General features: G+C 63.7%; 27 protein-coding genes. 16 read left to right on the top strand and 11 right to left on the bottom strand.

Features of this window, described 5'->3' with window-relative positions; translation table 11 throughout:
* The first annotated feature begins 87 nt into the window (after nt 1–87).
* The 7 genes from NKK50_RS30615 (at nt 88) to NKK50_RS30585 (ending at nt 5,673) form a co-directional block, all read left to right on the top strand.
* A complete protein-coding gene (locus tag NKK50_RS30615; RefSeq protein ID WP_023745507.1) occupies nt 88–1,383 on the top strand; it encodes an MFS transporter in 1,296 nt (431 codons plus the stop codon).
* A 136-nt stretch (nt 1,384–1,519) separates the two neighbouring features.
* Complete coding sequence (locus tag NKK50_RS30610) at nt 1,520–2,704, top strand: cell wall hydrolase (protein WP_023668487.1); 1,185 nt, start codon at nt 1,520–1,522, stop codon at nt 2,702–2,704.
* Between the two features lie 265 nt (nt 2,705–2,969).
* Nucleotides 2,970–3,362 carry an AtpZ/AtpI family protein gene (locus NKK50_RS30605; RefSeq protein ID WP_352544319.1) on the top strand — a complete coding sequence of 131 codons (393 nt, stop codon included), beginning with the start codon at nt 2,970–2,972 and terminating at the stop codon, nt 3,360–3,362.
* A 65-nt stretch (nt 3,363–3,427) separates the two neighbouring features.
* The gene (locus tag NKK50_RS30600; RefSeq protein ID WP_023745505.1) at nt 3,428–4,186 is read left to right on the top strand and encodes a F0F1 ATP synthase subunit A; all 759 of its coding nucleotides are present in this window, start codon (nt 3,428–3,430) and stop codon (nt 4,184–4,186) included.
* A gap of 68 nt (nt 4,187–4,254) precedes the next feature.
* A complete protein-coding gene (locus tag NKK50_RS30595; RefSeq protein WP_006206606.1) occupies nt 4,255–4,479 on the top strand; it encodes a F0F1 ATP synthase subunit C in 225 nt (74 codons plus the stop codon).
* Nucleotides 4,480–4,571: 92 nt separating this feature from the next.
* Nucleotides 4,572–5,171: a F0F1 ATP synthase subunit B gene (locus tag NKK50_RS30590; RefSeq protein ID WP_023745504.1), complete on the top strand. Its 600-nt coding sequence runs from the start codon at nt 4,572–4,574 to the stop codon at nt 5,169–5,171.
* Between the two features lie 10 nt (nt 5,172–5,181).
* A complete protein-coding gene (locus NKK50_RS30585) occupies nt 5,182–5,673 on the top strand; it encodes a F0F1 ATP synthase subunit B (protein ID WP_023668483.1) in 492 nt (163 codons plus the stop codon).
* A gap of 224 nt (nt 5,674–5,897) precedes the next feature.
* Here NKK50_RS30585 and rnhB read toward each other — a convergent pair whose 3' ends face one another.
* Entirely contained in the window at nt 5,898–6,593 is a 696-nt protein-coding gene (rnhB, locus tag NKK50_RS30580) for a ribonuclease HII (RefSeq protein ID WP_023745503.1), read from the bottom strand.
* A gap of 154 nt (nt 6,594–6,747) precedes the next feature.
* Entirely contained in the window at nt 6,748–7,902 is a 1,155-nt protein-coding gene (locus NKK50_RS30575) for a PA0069 family radical SAM protein (protein ID WP_023834490.1), read from the bottom strand.
* A gap of 150 nt (nt 7,903–8,052) precedes the next feature.
* On the opposite strand from NKK50_RS30575, the gene NKK50_RS30570 reads away from it, so the two are divergent.
* Both NKK50_RS30570 and NKK50_RS30565 read left to right on the top strand, forming a co-directional pair.
* Nucleotides 8,053–8,556 (top strand): glycosyltransferase, encoded by a 504-nt coding sequence (locus tag NKK50_RS30570; RefSeq protein ID WP_023684377.1) that lies wholly within the window; start codon nt 8,053–8,055, stop codon nt 8,554–8,556.
* Nucleotides 8,557–8,808: 252 nt separating this feature from the next.
* Entirely contained in the window at nt 8,809–9,783 is a 975-nt protein-coding gene (locus tag NKK50_RS30565) for a hypothetical protein (protein WP_023745502.1), read from the top strand.
* Here the strand turns inward: NKK50_RS30565 and NKK50_RS30560 are convergent.
* From NKK50_RS30560 to NKK50_RS30530, 7 genes are all read right to left on the bottom strand, one after another.
* The gene (locus NKK50_RS30560; RefSeq protein WP_023834489.1) at nt 9,773–10,204 is read right to left on the bottom strand and encodes a GFA family protein; all 432 of its coding nucleotides are present in this window, start codon (nt 10,202–10,204) and stop codon (nt 9,773–9,775) included. The genes NKK50_RS30565 and NKK50_RS30560 overlap by 11 nt on opposite strands.
* Before the next feature lie 126 nt (nt 10,205–10,330).
* Nucleotides 10,331–10,885 (bottom strand): molybdenum cofactor biosynthesis protein B, encoded by a 555-nt coding sequence (moaB, locus tag NKK50_RS30555; protein WP_023687108.1) that lies wholly within the window; start codon nt 10,883–10,885, stop codon nt 10,331–10,333.
* On the bottom strand, nt 10,872–11,765 hold the full coding sequence (locus NKK50_RS30550) for a 4-(cytidine 5'-diphospho)-2-C-methyl-D-erythritol kinase (protein ID WP_023747562.1): 894 nt from the start codon (nt 11,763–11,765) through the stop codon (nt 10,872–10,874). Before NKK50_RS30550 ends, moaB begins: the two co-directional genes overlap by 14 nt.
* A 26-nt stretch (nt 11,766–11,791) precedes the next feature.
* The gene (locus NKK50_RS30545) at nt 11,792–11,977 is read right to left on the bottom strand and encodes a membrane protein (protein WP_023668475.1); all 186 of its coding nucleotides are present in this window, start codon (nt 11,975–11,977) and stop codon (nt 11,792–11,794) included.
* 72 nt (nt 11,978–12,049) lie between these two features.
* On the bottom strand, nt 12,050–12,907 hold the full coding sequence (locus NKK50_RS30540) for a S49 family peptidase (protein WP_023702057.1): 858 nt from the start codon (nt 12,905–12,907) through the stop codon (nt 12,050–12,052).
* A 120-nt stretch (nt 12,908–13,027) separates the two neighbouring features.
* Entirely contained in the window at nt 13,028–13,822 is a 795-nt protein-coding gene (locus NKK50_RS30535) for a tRNA1(Val) (adenine(37)-N6)-methyltransferase (protein ID WP_352544318.1), read from the bottom strand.
* A complete protein-coding gene (locus NKK50_RS30530) occupies nt 13,822–14,046 on the bottom strand; it encodes a putative signal transducing protein (protein ID WP_023692106.1) in 225 nt (74 codons plus the stop codon). The genes NKK50_RS30535 and NKK50_RS30530 overlap by 1 nt, the downstream gene beginning before the upstream one ends.
* A 221-nt stretch (nt 14,047–14,267) precedes the next feature.
* Here NKK50_RS30530 and NKK50_RS30525 point away from each other — a divergent pair, with 221 nt between their 5' ends.
* The 5 genes from NKK50_RS30525 (at nt 14,268) to NKK50_RS30505 (ending at nt 19,470) form a co-directional block, all read left to right on the top strand.
* Nucleotides 14,268–15,284, top strand: coding sequence for a polyprenyl synthetase family protein (locus NKK50_RS30525; RefSeq protein WP_023668471.1), 1,017 nt, complete (start codon nt 14,268–14,270; stop codon nt 15,282–15,284).
* Between the two features lie 87 nt (nt 15,285–15,371).
* Entirely contained in the window at nt 15,372–16,040 is a 669-nt protein-coding gene (locus NKK50_RS30520; protein ID WP_023687112.1) for a GntR family transcriptional regulator, read from the top strand.
* A 339-nt stretch (nt 16,041–16,379) separates the two neighbouring features.
* Entirely contained in the window at nt 16,380–16,973 is a 594-nt protein-coding gene (locus tag NKK50_RS30515; RefSeq protein ID WP_352544317.1) for a biotin transporter BioY, read from the top strand.
* A 112-nt stretch (nt 16,974–17,085) separates the two neighbouring features.
* Complete coding sequence (locus tag NKK50_RS30510) at nt 17,086–17,502, top strand: DUF1284 domain-containing protein (RefSeq protein WP_352544316.1); 417 nt, start codon at nt 17,086–17,088, stop codon at nt 17,500–17,502.
* Nucleotides 17,503–17,694: 192 nt separating this feature from the next.
* Nucleotides 17,695–19,470, top strand: coding sequence for a tetratricopeptide repeat protein (locus tag NKK50_RS30505; protein ID WP_352544320.1), 1,776 nt, complete (start codon nt 17,695–17,697; stop codon nt 19,468–19,470).
* Nucleotides 19,471–19,842: 372 nt separating this feature from the next.
* On the opposite strand, the gene NKK50_RS30500 is transcribed toward NKK50_RS30505, so the two are convergent.
* Nucleotides 19,843–20,304 (bottom strand): GNAT family N-acetyltransferase, encoded by a 462-nt coding sequence (locus NKK50_RS30500; protein ID WP_352544315.1) that lies wholly within the window; start codon nt 20,302–20,304, stop codon nt 19,843–19,845.
* 176 nt (nt 20,305–20,480) lie between these two features.
* On the opposite strand from NKK50_RS30500, the gene NKK50_RS30495 reads away from it, so the two are divergent.
* A complete protein-coding gene (locus NKK50_RS30495; protein WP_023752602.1) occupies nt 20,481–21,425 on the top strand; it encodes a glycine--tRNA ligase subunit alpha in 945 nt (314 codons plus the stop codon).
* Nucleotides 21,426–21,428: 3 nt separating this feature from the next.
* On the opposite strand, the gene NKK50_RS30490 is transcribed toward NKK50_RS30495, so the two are convergent.
* Entirely contained in the window at nt 21,429–21,599 is a 171-nt protein-coding gene (locus tag NKK50_RS30490; RefSeq protein WP_352544314.1) for a hypothetical protein, read from the bottom strand.
* Nucleotides 21,600–21,822: 223 nt separating this feature from the next.
* Between NKK50_RS30490 and NKK50_RS30485 the strand changes: the two genes are divergently transcribed.
* Nucleotides 21,823–22,224 carry an endonuclease domain-containing protein gene (locus tag NKK50_RS30485; protein WP_023692101.1) on the top strand — a complete coding sequence of 134 codons (402 nt, stop codon included), beginning with the start codon at nt 21,823–21,825 and terminating at the stop codon, nt 22,222–22,224.
* Nucleotides 22,225–22,451 lie beyond the last annotated feature (227 nt).

Genomic DNA, 22,451 nt, shown 5'->3' with positions numbered 1-22,451 from the left:
TCAAAAACTTCCCGATATTCGGGATGAAGTTATGGCGGTAAAGACGAGGCGTCAAGGTCCCGAAAGGGCATCAACAGGAGTCCCGCCATGTCGATCGCCGACGCAAATTGTGAGCCAGGCCGGGTTGGCCGAGCCGCCGCCGTCACGTCGAAGGCTGAACGATTTCGCGCCAATCATCGCTGGAAGGTGCTTGGCATCGGCGTTGCCGCCAATGCCAGTTTCTCCGCCACCTTCGCCGGCATACCGGCGGCGGCGGTGTTTCTGCGGTCGGGCTATCACTTGAGCAATGGCAATCTCGGCCTGGTCCTCGGTCTTCTCGGACTGGGCGTTGCCTTGAGCGAACTGCCCTGGGGTCTGCTCACCGACCGCTGGGGCGATCGCGGCGTGCTATTGACCGGCCTTGGTGCGACCGCGGCGTGGCTCGCCCTGATGGCGTTGTTCATCGTGCCCTCAGTGACCTATGTGCCTGGCGTCGCAATGCTGGCCGCATGCCTTCTGGTCACCGGCCTGCTCGGCGGCAGCGTCAACGGTTCCAGCGGCCGCGCCATCATGGCCTGGTTCCACGAAGGCGAACGTGGCTTTGCCATGAGCATCAGGCAGACCGCGGTGCCGCTCGGCGGCGGGCTCGGCGCGCTGGTCCTGCCGTCGCTGGCATCGGTGCACGGTTTCGCGGCGGTCTTCGGGCTGCTGGCCGCCATGAACGCCGTCTCTGCGCTGTTTGCCTGGCGATGGCTGCACCAGCCGCCGGAACTGGACAATGCCGGCAGCATGGCCGTGGCAAAGTCGGGCGGTCCGGCGCCGCTGCGCAATGTCGAGGTCTGGCGCATCGCCACCGCCATCGGCCTGCTCTGCTTTCCGCAAGTGGCGGTGCTCACCTTCGCCTCCGTCTTCCTGCACGATTTCGCCGGCATGGCCACGCTCACGATCAGCGCCAGCCTTGCCGCGGTGCAGACCGGCGCGATGGTGATGCGCGTCTGGAGCGGCCGCTTCACCGACCGCCATGGCAACCGCCGCTGGTTCCTGCGCCTCTGCAGCATGACGAGCGCGCTTGGCTTCGCGGCCGTCGGCCTGCTGGTCCTGGCGGCAGGAGCCACGCCAGACGCCCATGCCGCGTTGATCCCGGCGATCGACGTGCTGCTGGTCGTTGCCGGCATTTCGGTCTCCGCCTGGCATGGCGTCGCCTACACCGAACTCGCCACGCTTGCCGGCGCCAGCCGCGCCGGAACCGCGCTCGGTCTTGCCAACAGCTTCGTCTTCATCGCCTTCTTCGTGGTGCCGACCGCCATTCCGGCTTTGCTGCTCATCTGGTCGTGGCCTGGCGTCTGGCTGGTGGGCGCGCTCTGCGCCATGATTGCATGGCCAATTTTCCTGCGGCCGAACTGACGGGTTGCCGGTCGGCAAACGGCGTCCCATTTCGGGCCGCTTCGGAAAAACACGATCAACCGCGTTAACCCCGCATCAAGGTTAATGCTTCACTTTGGCTCTCCAGTGGCTCAGTGGCGTTTCTGGAGAGTTCCCCGTGCATCGACGTGTCCTGAAGCGGCTGGCCGCCGCCGCCGGTGAGAAAAAACGTTCCTTCGTATCGCCATTGGTCATCGGGCTCGGCATCTGGATCGGCTTTCCAACTGTCGTCGCCTACCAGGACATGGGCAGCTTGATTTCCGGCCTCGAAGCTTCGGGCACCCGCTGGAACTCTTATGTCGAGCGCTCCGTCGCCGGCTCGGTTCATGCCGCCGAAATGCCTTTCATCGATTCCGTCACCACCGGTTCGCTCTCGGGCTCGGGCGTGCGCCTGCCCGGCGTCGGCAAGGTCTCGTTTCGCGGCAAGGGCAATGTCGCCGGCATCACGCCCGACGAGGACCGCATCATGCGCGCCGACAAGAAGGGCCGCATCATCCAGGTCTCGCCGGTGGCGCCGCCGAAGAACTTCAATGCCGGCTCAATCTTTCAGCGCACGTCCTCGCTGCTGCGGCCGAGCATGGACAGCGGCCTGAAGCTCGCCTTCGCCAAGCCCGGCATCAAGGGCAAGGAAATCCAGATCGCCCAGGCCTTCCATACCAATGTGGACAAGAAGCCCGATCCCGGCGTGCCGGCCATGCTTGCCGCGTTGGTCAACAATGACAGACCGGACGTGCTGGCCACCGCCTATGCCCAGGCCGAACCCGATTACGCCAAGGCCTCACCCTTCGAAGCGCTGCTGCAGGACGAGGAGCCGAGCAGCGGGCGCTTCATTCCGCCGATGGCCAAGGGTGACCACTCGTGGATCCAGAACCCGCTGCCGGCCAGCGTCTTCTCCACGAAGGAGCAGGCCTGCCTCGCCAACGGCATCTATTTCGAGGCGCGCGGCGAATCCGTGCGCGGCCAGGCCGCCGTCGCGCAGGTCATTCTCAACCGCGTCCGCAATCCGGCCTATCCGAACTCGATTTGCGGCGTCGTCTACCAGAACGACAACTGGCTGAACCGCTGCCAGTTCTCCTTCGCCTGCGACGGCCGCAAGAAGCGCATCGAGAGCCCCGCCCATTACAAGACCGCGCAGGACGTCGCGATGGCGGTCACCGCCGGCAAGATATTCATTCCCGAAGTCGGCTCATCGACCCACTACTACGCCAACTACGTCCATCCGGGCTGGGCGCGCACGATGCAGAAGATGACCAAGATCGGCCTGCATATCTTCTACCGCACCTATGGCGGCGGCTGGAGCTGAGCCCTTCGGCTTGCCTGTCGCAAACGAACCGCAAAGGCCCTGGAAGCCGAAATCGGACAACGGTCGCCGGACGGATTCGGGGCATGTGCCGACCCGATAGTGCCGGGCACGATGTCGCACCTCGCCAAGTGATTGATTCCAATAGAAAAAATACATGGCTTTGAAGTCCCGCCCGTGGCTTGACGGGCGCAAACCCTCTAACTATGTTGCCGGCGACTTTAGAAGCGGACGGACGGTGACGGTCTGACCGGGCAGGGGGGTTACGATGGCCGACAAGAACGGGCCAGACGGAACCGGAGAAACCGGCCGCGGCAGCAAGCACGAGGCCGACATCCGCGACGAAGATCTCGGACGCCGCCGGCGTGAGCTTGGAGCATCGCTTGCGACAAGACGGCCGGATCAGCTCGAGGGGAATGACGGCGCGAAGGCGACGGCCGGATATGGCCAGGCGCTCAAGCTGTCCAGCGAGTTCATCGCCGGGATAGTGGTGGGTGTGGGCCTTGGCTGGTTTCTGGATCGCGTGGCGGGAACCTCGCCATGGGGTCTGGTCGTCGGCTTGTTGCTGGGCTTTGGCGCCGGCGTGCTCAATGTCCTGCGTTCGTCAGGTGTTGTGGCGGAATTCGGAAAAAGCGAGAAGTCGCACGATCCGAAAGAATGAAATGGCGCGCCGCCAATGGCGCACAAGGACACTTAAGGCCGCTCGCGGTTTTGACGGGGATGTAAATGGCTGCTGACAAGGTCGATCCGATCCACCAGTTCCATATCGTCAAGCTGATTCCGATCAATATCGGCGGCTATGACCTGTCCTTCACCAATTCGGCTCTGTTCATGGTCGCGACCGTGCTCGTCGCATCGGCGTTTCTGTACCTCTCGACCTCCAGCCGCAGCCTTGTTCCCGGGCGCCTGCAGTCGGTTTCGGAAATGGGCTATGAGTTCGTCTCCAACATGCTGCGCGACGCCGCCGGAACGCAGGGCATGAAGTTCTTCCCCTTCGTGTTCTCGCTGTTCATGTTCGTGCTGGTCGCCAACCTGCTTGGCCTTTTCCCTTACTTCTTCACCGTCACCAGCCACATCATCGTCACCTTCGGCCTCGCAGCCCTGGTGATCGGAACCGTCGTTGTCTACGGCTTCACGAAGCACGGTCTGGGCTTCCTCAAGCTCTTCGTGCCGCACGGCGTTCCGGTGTTCCTGTTACCGCTGGTGGTGCTGATCGAGGTGATCTCCTTCGTGTCGCGCCCGGTCAGCCTCTCGGTTCGTCTGTTCGCCAACATGCTGGCCGGCCACATCACCCTGAAGGTGTTTTCGGGCTTCGTCGTCAGCCTGAGCGCGCTCGGCGCCGTCGGCGTTGCCGGTTCGGTGTTGCCGCTGGCCATGGCAGTCGCGCTGACCGCGCTGGAATTGCTGGTCGCTTTCCTGCAGGCCTACGTCTTTGCGGTGCTGACCTGCATGTATCTGAACGACGCCCTGCATCCCGGGCACTGACCTTAGAATTTCCGGCATCTTTCGCCGGATGGAATTGCAACGGAATTACAGATCCAAAGGAGTTCAAAATGGACGCAGAAGCAGCAAAGTACATCGGCGCCGGTATCGCTTGCCTGGGCATGGGCGGCGCGGGCATTGGCCTCGGCAACATCTTCGGCAGCTACCTGGCGGGCGCCCTGCGCAATCCGTCGGCCGCCGATGGCCAGTTCGGCCGCCTGATTTTCGGCTTCGCCGTGACCGAAGCTCTGGGCATTTTCTCGCTTCTCATCGCGCTTCTCGCCCTGTTCGGCTGAGCCCCTGTTCGGCCAATTATCGGTCGGACGAGCATTGGGAAGAATTGGCTGGCCGCATTCCTGCGGCCATGCCTGATATGAGGGGATAGTCCATGTTCGTGACATCTGCGTTTGCGCAAGAGTCCGCACCCGCCGCTGAAGGCGCCCACACCGGTACGGAAGGCGACACGCATTCCGGCACCGGCGTGCCTGCCGAGGCGCACGGCACGTTCCCGCCATTCGATCCGGCGACGTTTCCGTCCCAGCTTCTGTGGCTGGCGATCACGTTCGGGCTGTTCTATTTGTTCCTGAAGAAGGTGGTGATGCCGCGCCTTGGCGGCATCATCGACGTCCGCAGCGATCGCATCACGCAGGACCTCGACCAGGCCGCCAGGCTGAAGGGCGAGGCCGACGCCGCCGTTGCCGCTTACGAGCAGGAACTGGCGGAAGCCAAGGCCAAGGCCAACGCGATCGGCCAGCAGGCCAACGACGCTGCCAAGGCTGAAGCCGAGGCTGCCCGCAAGAAGGTCGAGGCCGCCCTCGACAAGAAGCTCGGCGAGGCCGAGGCCAGCATTGCTTCCATCAAGGCCAACGCCATGAAGGAAGTCGGCATGATTGCCGAGGACACCGCTTCAGCCATCGTCGATGCGCTTGTCGGCGGCAAGACGAGCAAGGCCGAGATCTCGGCTGCGGTCAAATCCGTGGCCCGGTGAGGAGCACATCATGGACGCCACATCTCTCGCAACGCTTTGGGCAACGGTTGCCCTCGTCATTTTCCTCGGCGTTGCCGTTTACATCAAGGTGCCAGGCCTGATCGCCAAGTCGCTCGACGCCCGTGCGACCAAGATCAGCGACGAGCTTGCGGAAGCCCGCCGGTTGCGCGAAGAGGCCCAGCAACTGCTCGGCCAATACCAGAAGAAGCGCAAGGAAGCCGAGCAGGAGGCCGCAGCCATCGTCGCTGCCGCCAAGCGCGAGGCCGACATGCTTGCCGCCGAGGCGCACAAGAAGACCGAAGACTATGTCACCCGTCGCACTGCGCTTGCCGAGCAGAAGATCGGCCAGGCCGAGCGCGAAGCCGTCGCCGAAGTGCGCGCCAGCGCCGTCGACATCGCCGTCGAGGCGGCCCGCACGCTGCTTGCCGGCAAGATCGACGCCAAGGCCGGCGCCGACCTGTTCAAGTCCGCGCTGCAGGACGTGAAGGCCAGGCTGAACTGAGCGGGGTTAACTCGCTGACATCAAGCCGCCCGGGCAACCTGGCGGCTTTTTTGTTGAGCGCGGACAATCTGCCCCCTTGAGGGGGAGATGTCGCCAAAAGCGACAGAGGGGTTCGGTGCGACCGGCCGCGACGCTCTTTCTGCGGCCAGTAAGGGCTAGCGCTTCACGCGCGGCGACCCCCTCTGGCCTGCCGGCCATCTCCCCCTCAAGGGGGGAGATTATCATTACTCCAACCCGGCGAAGCTCTCTTGCTCAACCACCTCAACTCCACCCAGCCTGAACGGCGCGAATGACGCCCGGTGCAGCCTTGCCACCGGACCATGCGCTTCGATCGCGGTGCGGTGCCGCACGGTGGCGTAGCCCATATGGACTTCGAACCCGTAGCGTTCGTGGTGGCTGCCGCAGCCGCACATCATGCGGTCGCGCATCACCTTGGCGACGATCGAGGCGGCGGCGATCGATTGCGAGCGCTGGTCGCCCTTGATCAGCGCGCGGCCTTCGCAGAGGAGGCCCGGCGGCACATCGCGGCCATCGGCCAGCGCCAGCTTCGCCTGGATCGGCAGGCCGGCAAGGGCGCGGCGCATGGCTTCCAGGCTGGCCTTGAGGATATTGCTGCCGTCAATGCCTTCGGCGCTGACCGAGGCCATCGACACGCCGAGCGCTGACCCCAGGATTTTCAGGAACAGCGCCTCGCGCTGCAAATGGTTGAGCCGTTTGGAATCGTCTAGCCCGTCGGGAATGTTGGCGGGATCGAGGATCACCGCCGCCGCCACCACCGGCCCGGCCAGCGGACCGCGGCCGGCCTCGTCCATGCCTGCCACCGGCCACAGGCCTTCAGCCATCGCCTTCGTCTCGAAGGAGAAGTCGGGCTTTTCGACGATTTCTAAAAGAAGCGGAGAATCGGAACGCGCGCGAGCCATGTTGCGGCGAGGTTCGCATCGGCTCCGATTCTCCGCAAGTCCCTCCAGGGTCGAGTGGGGCAAGACCGGGAGGGCACCGTCTGCAGGCCGGGGGACAGGCCGGACGGGATTCTTGGGTCGCCTGCCAACCACGAGGGCAGGGCAGGCGCTACTCTCAGAGCAGCATCAGCTGCTCGGTCGCCTTGGCGGCGGCGACAAACTGGTCGGTTCGGAGCGTGCGCCGCTCGGCGTTGAGGCCGAGCCGCTTGGCCGTGATCTCGAAGCGCCGGCCGATCTGCCAGGCATAGGGGCCGGCGCCTTTCATCCGCTTGCCCCATTCCGAATCATAGTCCTTGCCGTCGCGCATCGAACGGATCAGCGACATCACGTGCCGGTAGCGGTCGGGATAGTGGCGCAGCAGCCAGTCCTTGAAGATCGGCGCCACCTCGAGCGGCAGGCGCAGGATGACATAGCCGGCCTCGCGGGCGCCTGCGGCGCGTGCCGAATCGAGGATACGCTCCATCTCCTGGTCGGTCAGGCCGGGAATGATCGGCGCCACCATGACAGAGGCCGGGATGCCGGCATCGGAAAGCTGCCGGATTGCCTCAAGCCGCTTGGTCGGCGTCGACGCGCGTGGCTCCATGGTGCGCGCCAGCATGCGGTCCATCGTCGTCACCGACAGCGCCACCTTGGCCAAGCCCCGTTCGGCCATGCGCGACAAGATGTCGATGTCGCGCGTCACCAGATGGGATTTGGTGACGATGCCGACCGGATGGCCGCGCGCCTCCAGCACTTCGAGGATCTCGCGCATAATCCGGTATTGTTTCTCGATCTGCTGGTAGGGATCGGTGTTGGTGCCGATCGCGATGGTGCGCGGCTGATAGCCATCCTTCGACAGTTCCTTGTCGAGCAGCCGCGCCGCATCCGGCTTGGCAAACAGCTTCGCTTCGAAATCCAGCCCCGGCGACAGGCCCATGAAGGAATGCGTCGGCCGGGCGAAACAATAGACGCAGCCATGCTCGCAGCCGCGATAGGGGTTGATCGAGCGGTCGAAGGAAATGTCGGGCGATTCGTTGCGGGTGATGATGGTGCGCGGCTTCTCGACCTGCACTTCGGTCTTGAACGGCGGCAATTCCTCCAGCGAATTCCAGCCGTCGTCGAACACATGCCGGCTGACCGGCTCGAACCGGCCGGACGGGTTGATGCCCGCGGAACGGCCGCGGTTGCGATCCGGACGGACGCGCATGCCGCTCTGTTCGATCATCGCATTGGCCATCTCGGCTCGCCCTGCTCCGAAAGCAGCAATGTCCGCACGCACGATATGTTCCATTTTGGCCCTTTCCCAAGGACTGTCGGCTGGCTGTCGAATCGCTCTGTTCATGAAAATAATCCTATTTCGCTGATGAGAACAAAGCAAGAACTTTTTCGTTGGGCCATGCAAAACTGGCGCTGCGCCGGGCTTTCCGCTATTCGGCTAAAAATGCTCAGCGTTCTCATCGAAACCCGGGATGACGAAGAAGGCCTTGCCCGCACGCTCGCCTCGTTGATCGGCGGCGCGGTCGAGGGCGTGGTGCGCGATGTCATCGTCTGCGACACCGGCTCGACCGACCAGACGCATCGGGTTGCCGATCATGCCGGCTGCCACTTCGTGGCCGGCGGCATTGCCGCGGGAATCAGGCAGGCGAAGGGTGACTGGCTGCTGTTTCTGGAACCCGGCGCAAGGCTGGCGGAGGGCTGGATCGACGACGTTGTCGCTCACACGGCGCGGCAAACCATGCCGGCGCGCTTTTCCCGTGCGCGCGGCAGCCGCACGCCGTTCCTGTCACGGGTGTTTTCGGGCAACCGGGCGCTGGCCGAAGGGCTGGTCATCAGCAAGCGCCAGGCCGCTGCCCTGTCGAAGAACGCGCACAGCGCCGAAGCCCTTGCGCGCGGTCTCGCCACCAGGCGGCTCGACGCCGAAATCTGGCTGGCGCCGAAGAAGTGATCTTTCTCCCTTTTCCCGTTCCCAGGGAGAAGGGTGCCCGAAGGGCGGATGAGGGGCAGCGTCGGCGCCTCATCCGCATTGGCACGGTCGCAGCACCATCCCTCTTTTTCGCCGCAAAAAGCTATTGTGCATTGCACAAAAGCTGACGCGGGATTAGCATTCCGTTGATGCGGGATATCGGGGCTTGGGTAGTGCCGGAGCGGTAAGCAAGCGCCGCGTCGTCGTTGCTGCCGTTCATATCTGAGGACCCCGATGAACCTTTCGTCCCCTGACAAATCCGGCGCCCCCAGTCTGGAAGCCATTGCCCGCAACGGCAGCCAGCTCCGCCGCATTGCGGTGCGTATCCCGACCTATCTGTCCGACCTGCGCGAAAATCCCGCATGGCTGCCGATGTTCGTGCTTGCCCGCACCATGCCGGCGCGCAAACTGCACTGGCTTGGCGCCAAAGCCGCGCGCCCCGCGCAGAGTGCCGGAGCGACGATGTTCAGGGGCGTCGACCTCAAGTCGATCGTCGCGGCGCTGCGCGCCGATGGCCTGTTCTCCGGACTGGTCCTTCCGCAGGCAATCCACGAAGAGATCGCCAGCTTTGCTCAGAGCACGCCGTGCTTCGGCAATTTCGACCGCCGGCTCGAATTCATGCCCGGAGAACACGCAGAAGCCGAGAAGCGGTTCGGCCGCTCTTTGCTCAGCGGCCACTATTTCGAGCGCATCCTCAGCTGCAAGGCAGCACTCGCCATCCAAAACGATCCGCTGCTGCTCGACATCGCCCAGCACTATCTGGGCGGGCAGGCAAAGCTGATCACCACGCGTGTCTGGTGGAGCTTTCCGACCGGCGAGGCTTCCGACGCCGACAAGAACCTTGCCTCGCTCGGCAAATATCATTTCGATCTCGACGACTGGCGGATGCTGAAATTCTTCTTCTATCTCAAGCCCTGCGATGCCGGCACCGGCCCGCATGTCTATGTCAAAGGCAGCCACAACAGGCGCAGCCTCAAGCACCAGTTGACGCTGCTGGTCGGCCATCCGGCGCAAGACGTGCTCAAGGTCTATGGCGACGACAGCCCGGTCACGCTGACCGGCGAGGCCGGCCTCGGCTTCGTCGAGGACCCGTTCGGCTTCCACATGGGCACCGTGCCGTCCACCACGCCACGGCTGATGATGGAGGTCGGCTTCGGCGTCTCGCCGCCCTCGCGCCGCCGCTTCCACGGCGAACCGGTCATCCGCTGAGGCCGGAGCGGATCTCGACCGGCATCCAGCGCGCTTGCCGCCGGGCAATGCGACCCTCTTTGTTCTCGGCATCATAGTCCATTGGGACCGGCTCGCGGTTGAACCGCGGCCGGTCATCCAGCGCATTGACGATGACGATCGCTCTCGGTTCGCCGTCGGTGGTCACAGCAGCGACATAGACGCCGCAGTCCCGGCAGATGAGATAATCGGCGGTGCGCAATCCGAACCGGTATCGGTGCAGCCGGGCCTCGTCCTCGGCCGCGACGATCAATCGCCCCTGCGGATCGGCGGCGGCGCGTGAGCCATGCCGGACGCAGAAGGCGCATTGGCAGGCGCGGATCTCCATCTCGGACGGCTCAATTCCGGTTTCGAAGGTCAGGTGGATGTTGCCGCAATGGCAGCCGCCGCGGTGCGCGCTCATTGGATCTCTTCCGTCTTGACTTGGCGACAGACTATCCGCCCGACGACCCGGAGGAAATGACCTCTCGAAGGCGCAGCCGCCATTCTGCCTGACAAAGGCAGCACTTGGCCGGCACTTTGCCTTGGTTTACGAGGCGGCCTTGCCGCGCCGCAAATGCTCGTCCAGGCGCGGCATGATCTCGACGAAGTTGCAGGGCATGTGGCGGTAGTCGAGCTGCGGTTTCAGGATGCCGTCCCAAGCGTCCTTGCAGGCGCCGGGCGAGCCCGGCAGCACGAAGACGAAGGTGGCGTTGACGACGCCGCCCGTCGCTCGGCTCTGCACTGTCGAGGTGCCGATCTTGTCGTAGGAAATGCGGTGGAACACTTCGGAAAAGCCATCCATGCGCTTCTCGAAGATCGGCTCCAGCGCCTCCGGCGTCACGTCGCGGCCGGTAAAACCGGTGCCGCCCGTGGTGATGACGACATCGATGTCTTCGTCGCGCGACCAGCCCAGCACCTTGTCGCGGATTTTCTCCCGGTCGTCGGTGACGATGTCGCGCGCGGCCAGGACATGGCCGGCCTCGACGATGCGATCGGCCAGCGTCCGCCCTGATTTGTCGTCGGCAAGGCTGCGCGTATCGGACACCGTCAGCACCGCGATGCGCACCGGGATGAAGGGGCGGCTTTCGTCAATTTTGGTCATCGGCCCCCTCTGAAGCGATGCTTCGTGTCGCGGCGACAAACCACTCCGGTTCGCGGCTGCGGATCTCGGCGGCGGCGCGCTTGGCGACATTGCCGGTCTCGAACAGTCCGAAGCATGTCGCGCCGGAGCCCGACATGCGCGAGAATCCAGATCCGGCCCTGTTCAGCAGGGAAAGCGCTCGGCCGATGGGCGGCTGGATCGCCTGCGCCGCCGGTTCGAGATCGTTGCGGGTGATCTCCAGCCAGTTGCGGACACTGTGGAAGTCAAATGCACGCGGCAGCGGCGGCAATCCCTCATTGTCGCGTTTCTCAAGTGCGTTGAACACATCAGGCGTCGAGACGGCGACGCCGGGATTGACCAGCACCAAAGCGAGCGCCGGAAAATCCGGCACCAGCGACAGCTCGTCGCCGACGCCACGCGCAACCAGCGGTTTTGCCGCAAGACACATCGGCACGTCGGCGCCGAGCGTGAGACCGATCCGGCTCAGTTCGGCCTCGCCGATGTCGAGCCCCCAGGTCCGGACAAGACCCTGCAATACCGCCGCCGCGTCGCTCGATCCGCCGCCGACGCCGGATGCGATCGGCAGGTTCTTTTCCAGCCGGATGGCAACCGGCGGCGTGCTCTGCTGGCCGGCCTGCCTGCGCAGCGCCTCGCGCGCCTTCACCACCAGATTGCTGTCGTCGATCGGCACGGAAGTCGCGTAACGGCCCGATACGGAGAACCGGTCGGCGTCGGCAGGCTCGATCTCGACCCTGTCGCCGAAGCGGGTGAAAACGACCAGGCTCTCGAGCAGATGGTAGCCGTCGGCGCGCTTGCCGGTGACGTGCAGCGCCAGATTTATCTTGGCGGGCGCAAGCCACGTCCGGGCTGCGGCATCCAAACTGTCGGCTGCTGACGGGATGATGCTCAGTCCTTGGCCAGGCGGTATTCGCCGGTCTTGGGATCCTGGACCAGCGTGCCGTTGGTGCCGTTGGCTGCCTGCTTTTCGGTGCGCCGCACCTTGGCGGTCACACGTTCGGCCTCGCGGACGAAGGTGCGGTAGCCGAAATAAGCGGCTGCGCCGACAACTGCGAAGAAAATGATCTGTGGCATTTCAAAGCTCCTCCCTCGCAAGGCGGCAAGGCAGACTGTCAAGCCCTCATGCTAGACTCTTTCCCTGCTTTTTCAAAGCCCGAAGCGAGCCCACAATGCGCGCTCTTCCGCCGCATCGATCACGCCGCTTGCGGCGGCGGCGGCAATATCGGGCGCTGAAAAGTTCGAGCCGAACAGGCCGATGCGGCCAAACAGGCCACGCGGCGCGGTGACCAGCCTGAGCTGGGTTTTCGCGCCGAAGCGGGTTTTCAGTACCGTGCGCATGTCGCTCAACGCATCGACGAGGCCAAGCTCCAGCCCTTTCTTGCCGGTCCAGAACAGGCCGGTGAACAGGTCCGGATCGTCCTTCAGCTTGGTGCCACGGCGTTCCCTGACCAGGTCGATGAAGGTCTCGTGCACTTCCAGCTGCAGCGCCTTCAGGCGCTCGACGTCTTCCCTCTTCTCCGGCTTGAACGGGTCGAGCACCGCCTTGTTCTGGCCGGCGGTGTGGACACGGCGCTCGACACCGATCTTCTTCATCAACTCGGGAAAGCCGAACGAGGCCGAGACGACACCAATCGAACCGACGATGGAGGACGGATCGGCAAAGATCTCGTCGCCGGCGACCGCGATCATGTAGCCGCCCGAGGCCGCCACATCCTCGACGAAGACCAGCACCTTCTTGTTCTTCTCGACCGCGAGGTCGCGGATGCGCTTGAAGATCAGCCGCGACTGCACCGGCGAGCCGCCAGGCGAATTGATCGAAATGGCGACGGCGGGCGCATCGAACAGGAACGCCTTTTCGATGAGGGCGGCGGTGGACGCCAAGGAGAGGCTCGGCCGGAACGGGCCGCCGCCGGCCATGATGGTGCCATGCAGCCTGATGACGGGAATGGTGACGACGCTGGATCGCCAGGATTTCGGCAGCAGGCGGTTGAAAAGGCGGTTCACGAGGTGGCTGTCTCCAAATGGCTTCAACGCATGTAGGGATTTGCCGGTCAACGGCAATGCTGCAATCCATCTCAGCCAACTGTGTGCCGGTTTTGCGGCAACGACACTGACGGGCCCAAATCAATCGCCAAACAGCGACGCCAGTCCGTTGTTGATCATCTCGGTTCGTTCCGACGGGCCGTCGCCCGTTTGCCCATGCAGCATCAAAGGCGGGCGGATCGACAGCTTGCCGCGCGCGCCGAGCGCTGCCCTGACGACAATGCGGATTGCGGCTGCTTCCGGGCGCGGATGCACGGCCAGCATCTCGGCGTCGCCGAAGCGGCCCGACAGCGCATGGAGGAGGTCGCCAAGCTGTTCCGGCCGCGCAATGACGGCCAGGCCGCCGCGCGGCTTGGCGACCGCAGCCGCACTCCGGATCCAGCTTTCGAACAGCCCGTCGTCCATGACATGCGCTTGCCGCCGCAGCGGATCTGGCGTGGCGCGGTCTTGCGCCGCGTTGAAGGGCGGGTTCATGATGACGAAATCGAAGGAATTGTCGGCAAGGCCGGCTTGCGTCCGCGCCCGGCCCGACAGCGTGACGTCGGCGGTCAGCACCGAGGCGCGATTGCCGAGATGCGCATTGCCGGGATGGGCGAGCGTGGTTGTGGCGAAGCCTGCCATCTCGGTCAACCGTTCGACGAGCACGACCTGCGCCTCTGGGCAGCGCGACAGCACGGCAAGACCCGCCGCACCGGCGCCGGCGCCGAAATCGGCGAGGCGTCCAGAAAAGCCGGATGAAACTGCTGCCGCCAGCATCATGGCATCCATCCCGGCGCGATGCCCTGTCCTGGGCTGGACCAGCCAGAAGCGGCCGCGATGGAAGGCATCGACCGTATGGGCCGGCGTATCGCTGGTAAGCGCGCTCGCTTCAGCCATTATGTCTGGCGGATTTCGTTCTCGATGCCGGCGTCTTTCAAGATGCGCCGCGCCTGATCGGCCTGGTCGGCATCGACCATGACGCGCTTCTGCAAAAGACCGATCGACCCTTCGAGAATGCTCATGTTCTGGTCGGCGACGAAGCAGGCAATCCCGGCATCGCGCATCAGCGATTCGACAAAGGAGATGATCACGGCATCGTTGGTGCGCACGAGTTCTATCATCGGACGAAGTTCGCAGGTTGCAGCGTTGATGTAAACGCCGGAGCATGGCGACCAAAAGTGTGGAGCGGTTTTCGGGCAACGGCATGCGGTCGCTAAGGTTGACACGCCGTCACCGCAGCCGCGCCAATTCGCCTCTTGCCGTGCCCGTATGTGCCGCCCTAGAGTCCCAGGCGGGACCAGGGTGCCGTCGCACGCGTGATCAAAGACGGGAGTGTTTGTTGGTGGGTGTCGTTCTCAACATCGAAAACGGGAAGCGGGAACCCGCCTCCATCAAGGATCTCATCGACCTGACAGCAGCCGATATGGGGCGCGTCAACAAACTGATCCTGTCCAAGGCCGGCTCCGACGTCGAGATGATCCCGGAGGTCGCCAATCATCTGATCTCGTCGGGCGGCAAAAGGCTGCGTCCCATGCTGACGCTCGCGGCGGCCCAGATGTTCGGCTATTCCGGCGAGGGCCACGTCAAGCTCGCCACCGCGGTCGAGTTCATGCACACCGCCACGCTGCTCCATGACGACGTCGTCGACGAGAGCGGCATGCGGCGCGGCAAGAAGACCGCCCGCATGATCTGGGGCAACCAGGCGAGCGTGCTGGTCGGCGATTTCCTGCTCGGCCAGGCTTTTCGCATGATGGTCGATGTCGGTTCGCTGGAAGCGCTCGACATCCTGTCCAGCGCCGCCTCGATCATCGCCGAGGGCGAGGTGATGCAGCTGGCGGCAGCCAAGAACCTGGATACCACCGAGGACGAGCATTTCGCCGTCATCAAGGCCAAGACCGCGGCGCTGTTCTCGGCTGCCGCCGAGGTCGGTCCGGTCATCGCATCGGCGACGCGCAACGATCGCGCCGCATTGCGCTCCTACGGCATGAATCTCGGCCTTGCCTTCCAGCTCATCGACGATGCGCTGGATTATGGCGGCTCCAGCCAGGAGCTGGGCAAGAATGTCGGCGACGATTTCCGCGAAGGCAAGGTTACGCTGCCGGTCATCCTCGCCTACCGGCGCGGCACCAAGGCCGAGCGCACCTTCTGGAAGCGCGCCATCGAGGACAATGTCACCGACGATGCCGGCCTGGAAAAGGCGATCGGCCTGATGACCCGCCATGGCGCCATTGCCGACACCATCGGCCGCGCCCGCCATTTCGGCGAGATCGCCCGCGACGCGCTGGCGCCGCTGGAAGCGACGCCGCAGAAATCGGCGCTGATCGACGTCATCGACTTCTGCATCAGCCGGGTGAACTGACCCGCGCCTGGCGCCAAAGCAAGTTTGCATGCAAAATCGGGCAATCACCGCTCGACAATCGGCAGCAGTGCAAATTATCTATAAAACATGGCAAAGACCGCAGACGACACCATCGCCGTGCGCATCAGCAAGGTGCTGGCGGATCGCATCATATCGGGCGCGATCGAACCCGGCGCCCGGCTGCGGCAGGATCACATCGCCGAGGAATTCCAGACCAGCCATGTCCCGGTGCGCGAAGCCTTCCGGCGCCTGGAGGCGCAAGGGCTGGCGGTCAGTGAGCCCAGGCGGGGCGTGCGCGTCGCCGCTTTCGATCTCGGCGAGGTAAGGGAAGTCGCCGAAATGCGGGCAGCCCTCGAAGTGCTGGCGCTGCGCCATGCCGCGCCGCATCTGACGGCTTCCATTCTCAATCTTGCCGAAGAAGCCACAAAGGCCGGCGACAAATCCCGCGATGTCCGATCTTGGGAGGAGGCCAACCGCACCTTCCACCGGCTGATCCTGGCGCCCTGCGGCATGCCGCGGCTCATCGCCACCATCGACGATTTGCACGCCGCAAGCGCCCGCTTCCTGTTCGCCGCATGGCGCTCGGAATGGGAAATCCGCACCGACCAGGATCATCGCGCGATCCTGAGCGCGCTCCGGCAGGGCAATACCGAATCGGCCGCCGCCACGCTTGGCCGGCACGTGCAGTGGATCGGCCAGAAACCGGTCAAGACCGCGTCGGGCAAGATGCGCGAAGCGTTTGCCATCGTCGGGTAGGGACGAAGGGACAGTCGTCGGATTCCGCGCGTAGCGATCCTTCACACCCCCCTCTGTCCTGCCGGACATCTCCCCCGCAAGGGGGGAGATCAACAGCTTTGCCGTTGCGTTAGTCCTGCAACGTCGGCCATTGGCGAAAGCAGAGGCGACATCCGATCTCCCCACTTGCGGGGGAGATGGCCGGCAGGCCAGAGGGGGGTGCTGTCCCGCCAGCTTTATTCGGCACGCAAGCCCAAGCCTTTTTAGGGGCGAGGGTTGCCATTCCCGCGCAAATATGGATTCGATAATAGATCGAACAACTAAATTATCTATAATTTCAAACCAGCCAGGGAAGCCGCCATGACCGACATCGCCTTTTCGCCGTCCAAGCCGTCCTTCAGCCCGTTGCGCCTGCAAACCCGCTCGCATAGCTGGCAGGCCGCGGCCGTCGTCCTCGGTACGCTGTTTCTGGCGCTGTTGTCCCAGATCGAGGTGCCGATGGTGCCGGTGCCGGTCACCATGCAGACCTTCGCCGTGACGCTGGTCGGCGCACTTTATGGCTGGCGGCTTGGCGCCATGACCATCATCGCCTGGCTCGCCGAGGGCGCCGTGGGCTTTCCTGTCCTGTCCGGAGGGGCAGCGGGCGCGTCGTATTTCGTCGGGGCAACGGGCGGCTATCTCTTCGCCTTCCCGCTCGTCGGCGCGCTTGTCGGCTGGCTGGCCGAGCGCGGCTGGAACGGCAACCGCGTGCTGCTCGCCTTCGCCGGCATGGTCCTCGGCAACCTCGCCTGCCTGGTTCTCGGCACGGCCTGGCTCGCCGTCATGATCGGCCTCGAACAGGCCATTGCCTTCGGTTTCCTGCCGTTCCTCTTTGGCGGCCTGCTGAAATCGGCGCTCGGCGCCGCGACGCTCAAGCTGTTTTCAGGCAACAAGGCGAACACGGCCGGAGCATGATCCCGAAAAGTGGAGTCCGGTTTTCGGAAAAGATCATGCTCAAACAAAAAGAAGGAGCCCCATCCCGATATCATCGGGATGGAACAGGCTCCGCAACCGCGTCCTAAAACCGATGACCGTCAGGCTTCGCTCCCACCATCTTCTTTGCCTGCTGACCTATGTCGGCAAAGGGTACAGCGCAGCCTTCGTCGCCAATTATGACGCGATCGCGAAACGTCTGGGCCGGGGCGAGGATATTCTGATCGTCTCCGGCCCCGACGACATCTGCCGGCCGCTGCTCGGCGAGGCCGAGCCCCACTGCTTGCGCGAAAGCGCCGCAGACCGGGACGAGCTGGCAGCACGCGATGTCGGCAAGCTGCTGACCCGGCCGATCCGGGCCGGCGTCCGTCTCAGCCTCGACGCGGCAACGCTTGCGGCCTTGCGCGCGGCCTTTTCAGCCGGCGTGACGCGTGAGGCCTGCCAGGGTTGCGAGTGGGCCGGCCTGTGCAGCACGATAGCGGCAGGCGGATATCGCGATGTCAGGCTGTAGCTCCCAACCCCGATCTGCTATTATCTCGAACCGACAGTGTGTGTGTCGCCATGGTTTGTTAATCGGGTGACCCGATTGTGAATTCGGCCCGGATTGAAGCCTGACCCCAAAAAGGCCATGCTTTGTCAGGAAACATCGAGTCTATGGCTTCTCCGCGCCGACGCGGGATGGCGCTTGGCTGAAAGGGATACGATGCGGCAAGGACGTGCGCGCTGGCTCGCGGGGCTGGCAATTGTGGCAGGGATGGCGATTTCTCCATTGCCTGCCTACGCCAAGGAATCGACCGACCCGGTCAAGATCACCTCCTTCTCGGGCGCCTATCTCGCCGCTCGCATCGCCGAAGGCGACAACGACCTCGACAATGCCATCGCTTATTACAAGCAGGCGCTCGCCTTCAATCCCGGCGACACCTCGCTGCAGCAAAGCCTGATGCTGTCGCTGATCGCGCAAGGCCGCTTCGAGGAATCGCTGGTCTATGCCGACAAGCTCAAGGCAGTTCCCGACGTCGAGCGCTTCTCGCGTCTTGCTCTGGCGGTCGATTCCTTCCACAAGAAGGATTTCACCAAGGCGCAGTACTGGCTAAAGCTGTCGCTCGAATCCGATCTCGACCGGCTGATTTCCGGCGTCATGTCCGGCTGGGCACAAGAGGGCGCCGGCGACCCCACCGGGGCGATGGCCTCGATCGACAAACTGCAGGGGCCTGACTGGTTCGGCCTGTTCAAGTCCTTCCACCGCGCGCTGATCGCCGATGCCGCAGGCCTGTCGGACAAGGCCGACGCGCTTTATGACGCGACCCTGACCGACGTCACGGCCGGCGGCGCCGCGCCCGAGACATGGATGCGCAACGCCCAGGCCTACGCGTCTTTCCTGGCGCGCAAGGGCAACAAGAACAAGGCGCTCTACGTACTCGACAAGGCCGACGCGTTCGCGCCCGGCAAGCTCGACATCCAGGCGCTTCGCGACAGGATCAGCAAGGGCGACAAGATCGAGCCCTTCGTCGCCAGTCCCTCCGACGGCGCCGCTGAAATCCTGCTCGACCTCGCCATCGCGCTCAATCGCGGCGGCGGCGAGCCGTTCGTGCGCCTCTATCTGCAATATGCGCTCGCGCTCAAGCCCGACAGCGACGCCGCTTTGGTGCAGCTTGCCGCCGTCGCGGAGCAGTTGAAGGACGGTGAAGGCGCCATTGCTCTCTATAGCCGCATTCCAGCCTCTTCGCCGCTGAAGGAGCTTTCCGACCTGCAGCTCGGCCTCAACCTTGCCGATCTCAACCGTCACGACGAGGCGATCGCCCATCTCAAGGCATTCGTCGAAGCTCACCCCGATGACATGCGCGCCTATCTGGCGCTGGGCGGGGTCTATGCCTCGAAGGAGGATTTCCGCTCCGCCGCCACTCTCTACGACAAGGCGGTCGCGGTGCTGAAGACGCCGACCAATGCCAACTGGAACATCTACTATCAGCGCGGCATCGCCTATGAGCGGCTGAAGGAATGGCCCAAGGCCGAACCGAACTTCCTCAAGGCGCTGGAACTGTTCCCCGACCAGCCGCAGGTGCTGAACTATCTCGGCTATTCCTGGGTCGACATGAACATGAACCTCAAGGAAGGCCTGGCGATGATCCAGAAGGCCGTCGACCTCAGGCCGAGCGACGGCTACATCGTCGATTCGCTGGGCTGGGCCTATTTCCGCATGGGCCGGTTCGACGACGCCGTGCGCGAAATGGAGCGCGCCGTGTCGCTCAAGCCGGAAGATCCGGTGCTCAACGACCATCTCGGCGATGCCTATTGGCGCGTCGGCCGCAAGCTCGAAGCCACCTTCCAGTGGAACCAGGCGCGCGACCTGAAGCCGGATCCCGATGTGCTTGCCATTTTGCAGCAGAAGCTGATGAAGGGCCTGCCGCCGATCGAATCCAACACGGCGCAGGAAACCCCGAAGGTCAAGCCGGCCACCCCGCCAGCGCCGAAGGGGTGATCGGGCCATACTTCTGATGAAACGGGGCTCGCTGAGCCCCGTTTTTGTTTCGGCTTGGCGTCTTAGAGCAATTCCAGGAAAAGTGTGCGCGGTTTTCCGCTCGGAATTGCGACAGAAACAAAGAGATAGAGACGCCCTATAGCGATCGTCATTCTATGGCGGAGCAAGGAGCGAAGCGACGCGGCGCAGACCATAGAATCCATGCCGTGACCTTAAGGCGTTGCGAGGGTGCAGAATTCTGCTCCGCTGCGTTCTTCGATCAAGGTCACGGAATGGATTCCAGGGTCTGCGCGACGCCGCTTCGCGGCTGCTTCGCCCTGGAATGACGAAGTCGGGAAGGCTTTCAGCCAATCTCCAGCGTTGGCGCTCATTCTAGAACAGCTTTCGGTAGACGACGAACCCCGAGAGATCGCCGATCTTGTCGTAGAGCTTCATCGCCGTGTGGTTGGTTTCGTGTGTCAGCCAGTAGACGCGGCTGGAGCCTGCGGTTTGCGCCCTGGTATAGACGCCTTCGATCAGTGCCCGGCCGACGCCCTTGCCGCGCGACGCCTCATTGGTGAAGAGGTCCTGCAGATAGCAGTTCGGCGAAATCGCCGTCGTGGTGCGGTGATAGAGATAGTGGACAAGACCGAGAAGCTTGCCTTCGCTCTCCGCGACCAGCGCATGCATAGGCTCATAGGCATCGAAGAAGCGCGACCATGTCATTGCAGTGATGGCACCGGGCAGGGCGGTCTCGCCCGAGCGGCCGTAAAACGCATTGTAGCCGTCCCACAGCGGCAGCCATTGCTCGTAATCCTCTCGGGTGACGGGGCGTACGGTGAGCTGGCCTTGCATGGCTGAACCTCTGTCGTTGAAGCTGGGCGAGCAAACGGCCACCGGCACCGTCCGGCAATGGGCCAGTCCGAAGCAAAGCGTTCAACCTCTCATCAAGGCGGCGATAGGCGCTGCCTTGACGCCTACCGGCCCGGCAACTAGGGAATGGCATCATTTCAGCGCTTTCCGAGGCCGCCGTGACGTCAGACAGTCCAGCCCATATGCATCCCAGCCGCTCGTTCCAGGGGCTGATCCTGACCCTGCACAATTACTGGGCCGCCTATGGCTGCGTCATCCTGCAGCCTTACGACATGGAAGTCGGCGCCGGCACCTTCCATCCGGCCACCACGCTGCGCGCGCTCGGGCCCAAGGGCTGGAACGCCGCCTACGTCCAGCCCTCGCGCCGGCCCAAGGACGGCCGCTACGGCGAAAACCCCAACCGGCTGCAGCATTATTACCAGTACCAGGTGATCCTGAAGCCCAACCCGCCGAACCTGCAGGAACTCTATCTCGGCTCGCTCAAGGCGATCGGCGTCGATCCGTTGCTGCACGACATTCGCTTCGTCGAGGACGACTGGGCAAGCCCGACGCTTGGCGCCTGGGGGCTCGGCTGGGAGTGCTGGTGCGACGGCATGGAAGTGTCGCAGTTCACCTATTTCCAGCAGGTCTGCGGCATCGAATGCGCGCCGGTGGCGGGAGAACTGACCTACGGCCTGGAGCGGCTGGCCATGTATGTGCAGGGCGTCGACAATGTCTACGACCTCAACTTCAATGGCCGAGAAGGCGCCGAAAAAGTCACCTATGGCGAGGTCTTCCTCCAGGCCGAGCAGGAATATTCCAGGCACAATTTCGAATATGCCAACACCGCCATGCTGCTCAGGCATTTCGAGGACGCCGAAGCCGAATGCAAGGCGCTGCTCGCGGCCGGCGCCCCGGCCTTGAACGACAATCTGCCGATGCACCGCATGGTCTTCCCGGCCTATGACCAGTGCATCAAGGCCAGCCACGTCTTCAACCTGCTCGATGCGCGCGGCGTGATTTCGGTGACCGAGCGGCAGAGCTACATCCTGCGGGTGCGCAATCTGGCGAAAGCCTGCGGCGAGGCATTTTTGCAGACCCAGGCCGGCGGGCTCGCCGCCTGAGGCTCACTTCATCATTTCGAGGGAAATGTTGATTGGGGCCAACATCGGGCCAGTCGCCCCCGCCATGGTCCGCATAGCCTGCCGCACGCCCGGCATCGAGAAGGCGCCATGCACCTGCGCGGCGAAACAGGCGCTGAGCGCGATGATCTGGAGAAGTCTCGATGCCGTTTTCATGGTCGTTCAGCCAATAGGTCCCTGCCTGAGCGTTGGTCGCTTCAGCGCTGCGTTTGGTTCATGGAAATCTTTGATCAAAGGACGGGCGGGCTGGTTGCGGCCCGACAGGGGGGGTCAAAATTCCTGGAAACAGCGGTCAGCCGAGTTGCCATGCCCTCTTACCTCCCCCTAGATGGGGGAGGTCGCCGCGAAGCGGCGGGTGGGGGTGACAGCGCGACGTTCCATGCCAAAACTCGATCGATTCAAGCTGCAGTCTGCGCAAAGGCTTCGCGCGGCGATGACCGACGAGGAACGCATCCTGTGGCGGCATCTGTGGCGCATTCCAGTAGAAGGCACTCATTTTCGCAGGCAGGCGTCGGTAGGCGTTTACTTCCCTGATTTCATCTCCCACCGGCTGAAGCTGATCATTGAGGTGGACGGTGCCCATCACAGCTTCGATGACCAGCTGCGCCATGACGAGCGTCGAACGAAATGGTTCGAGAGCCAAGGCTACCGCGTCATTCGCTTCTGGAACCATGAAATCAAAAACGAACTGGATTCCGTGCTCGATACGATCTATGCGGCGGTGGAAGAACGAAAATCACACCTGCGTTTGCGCGATGGTGCCGAAGGTATCGGCGGCTGAGAGGTCGCCACCCCACCCCGGCGCTACGCGCCGACCCTCCCCATCAAGGGGAGAGTGGGAGCTTAACCATGCCAGACCTGCTCTTAGAACTTCGCTCCGAGGAAATCCCCGCCCAGCCGCGCGTCCGCAGCGCCGGAGGCGCGAGGACGCGCAATCAGGGAGAAGGCATGCGGGTGGAGAAACTCTGATGCCGGATTTGTTGCTGGAACTTCGCTCCGAGGAAATCC

The organism is Mesorhizobium sp. M0001, assembly GCF_040324255.1.
In the GTDB taxonomy this organism is placed as follows: domain Bacteria; phylum Pseudomonadota; class Alphaproteobacteria; order Rhizobiales; family Rhizobiaceae; genus Mesorhizobium.
The sequence above is the reverse complement of the archived record's forward strand: the minus strand, read 5'-3'. Positions and strand labels throughout refer to the sequence as shown.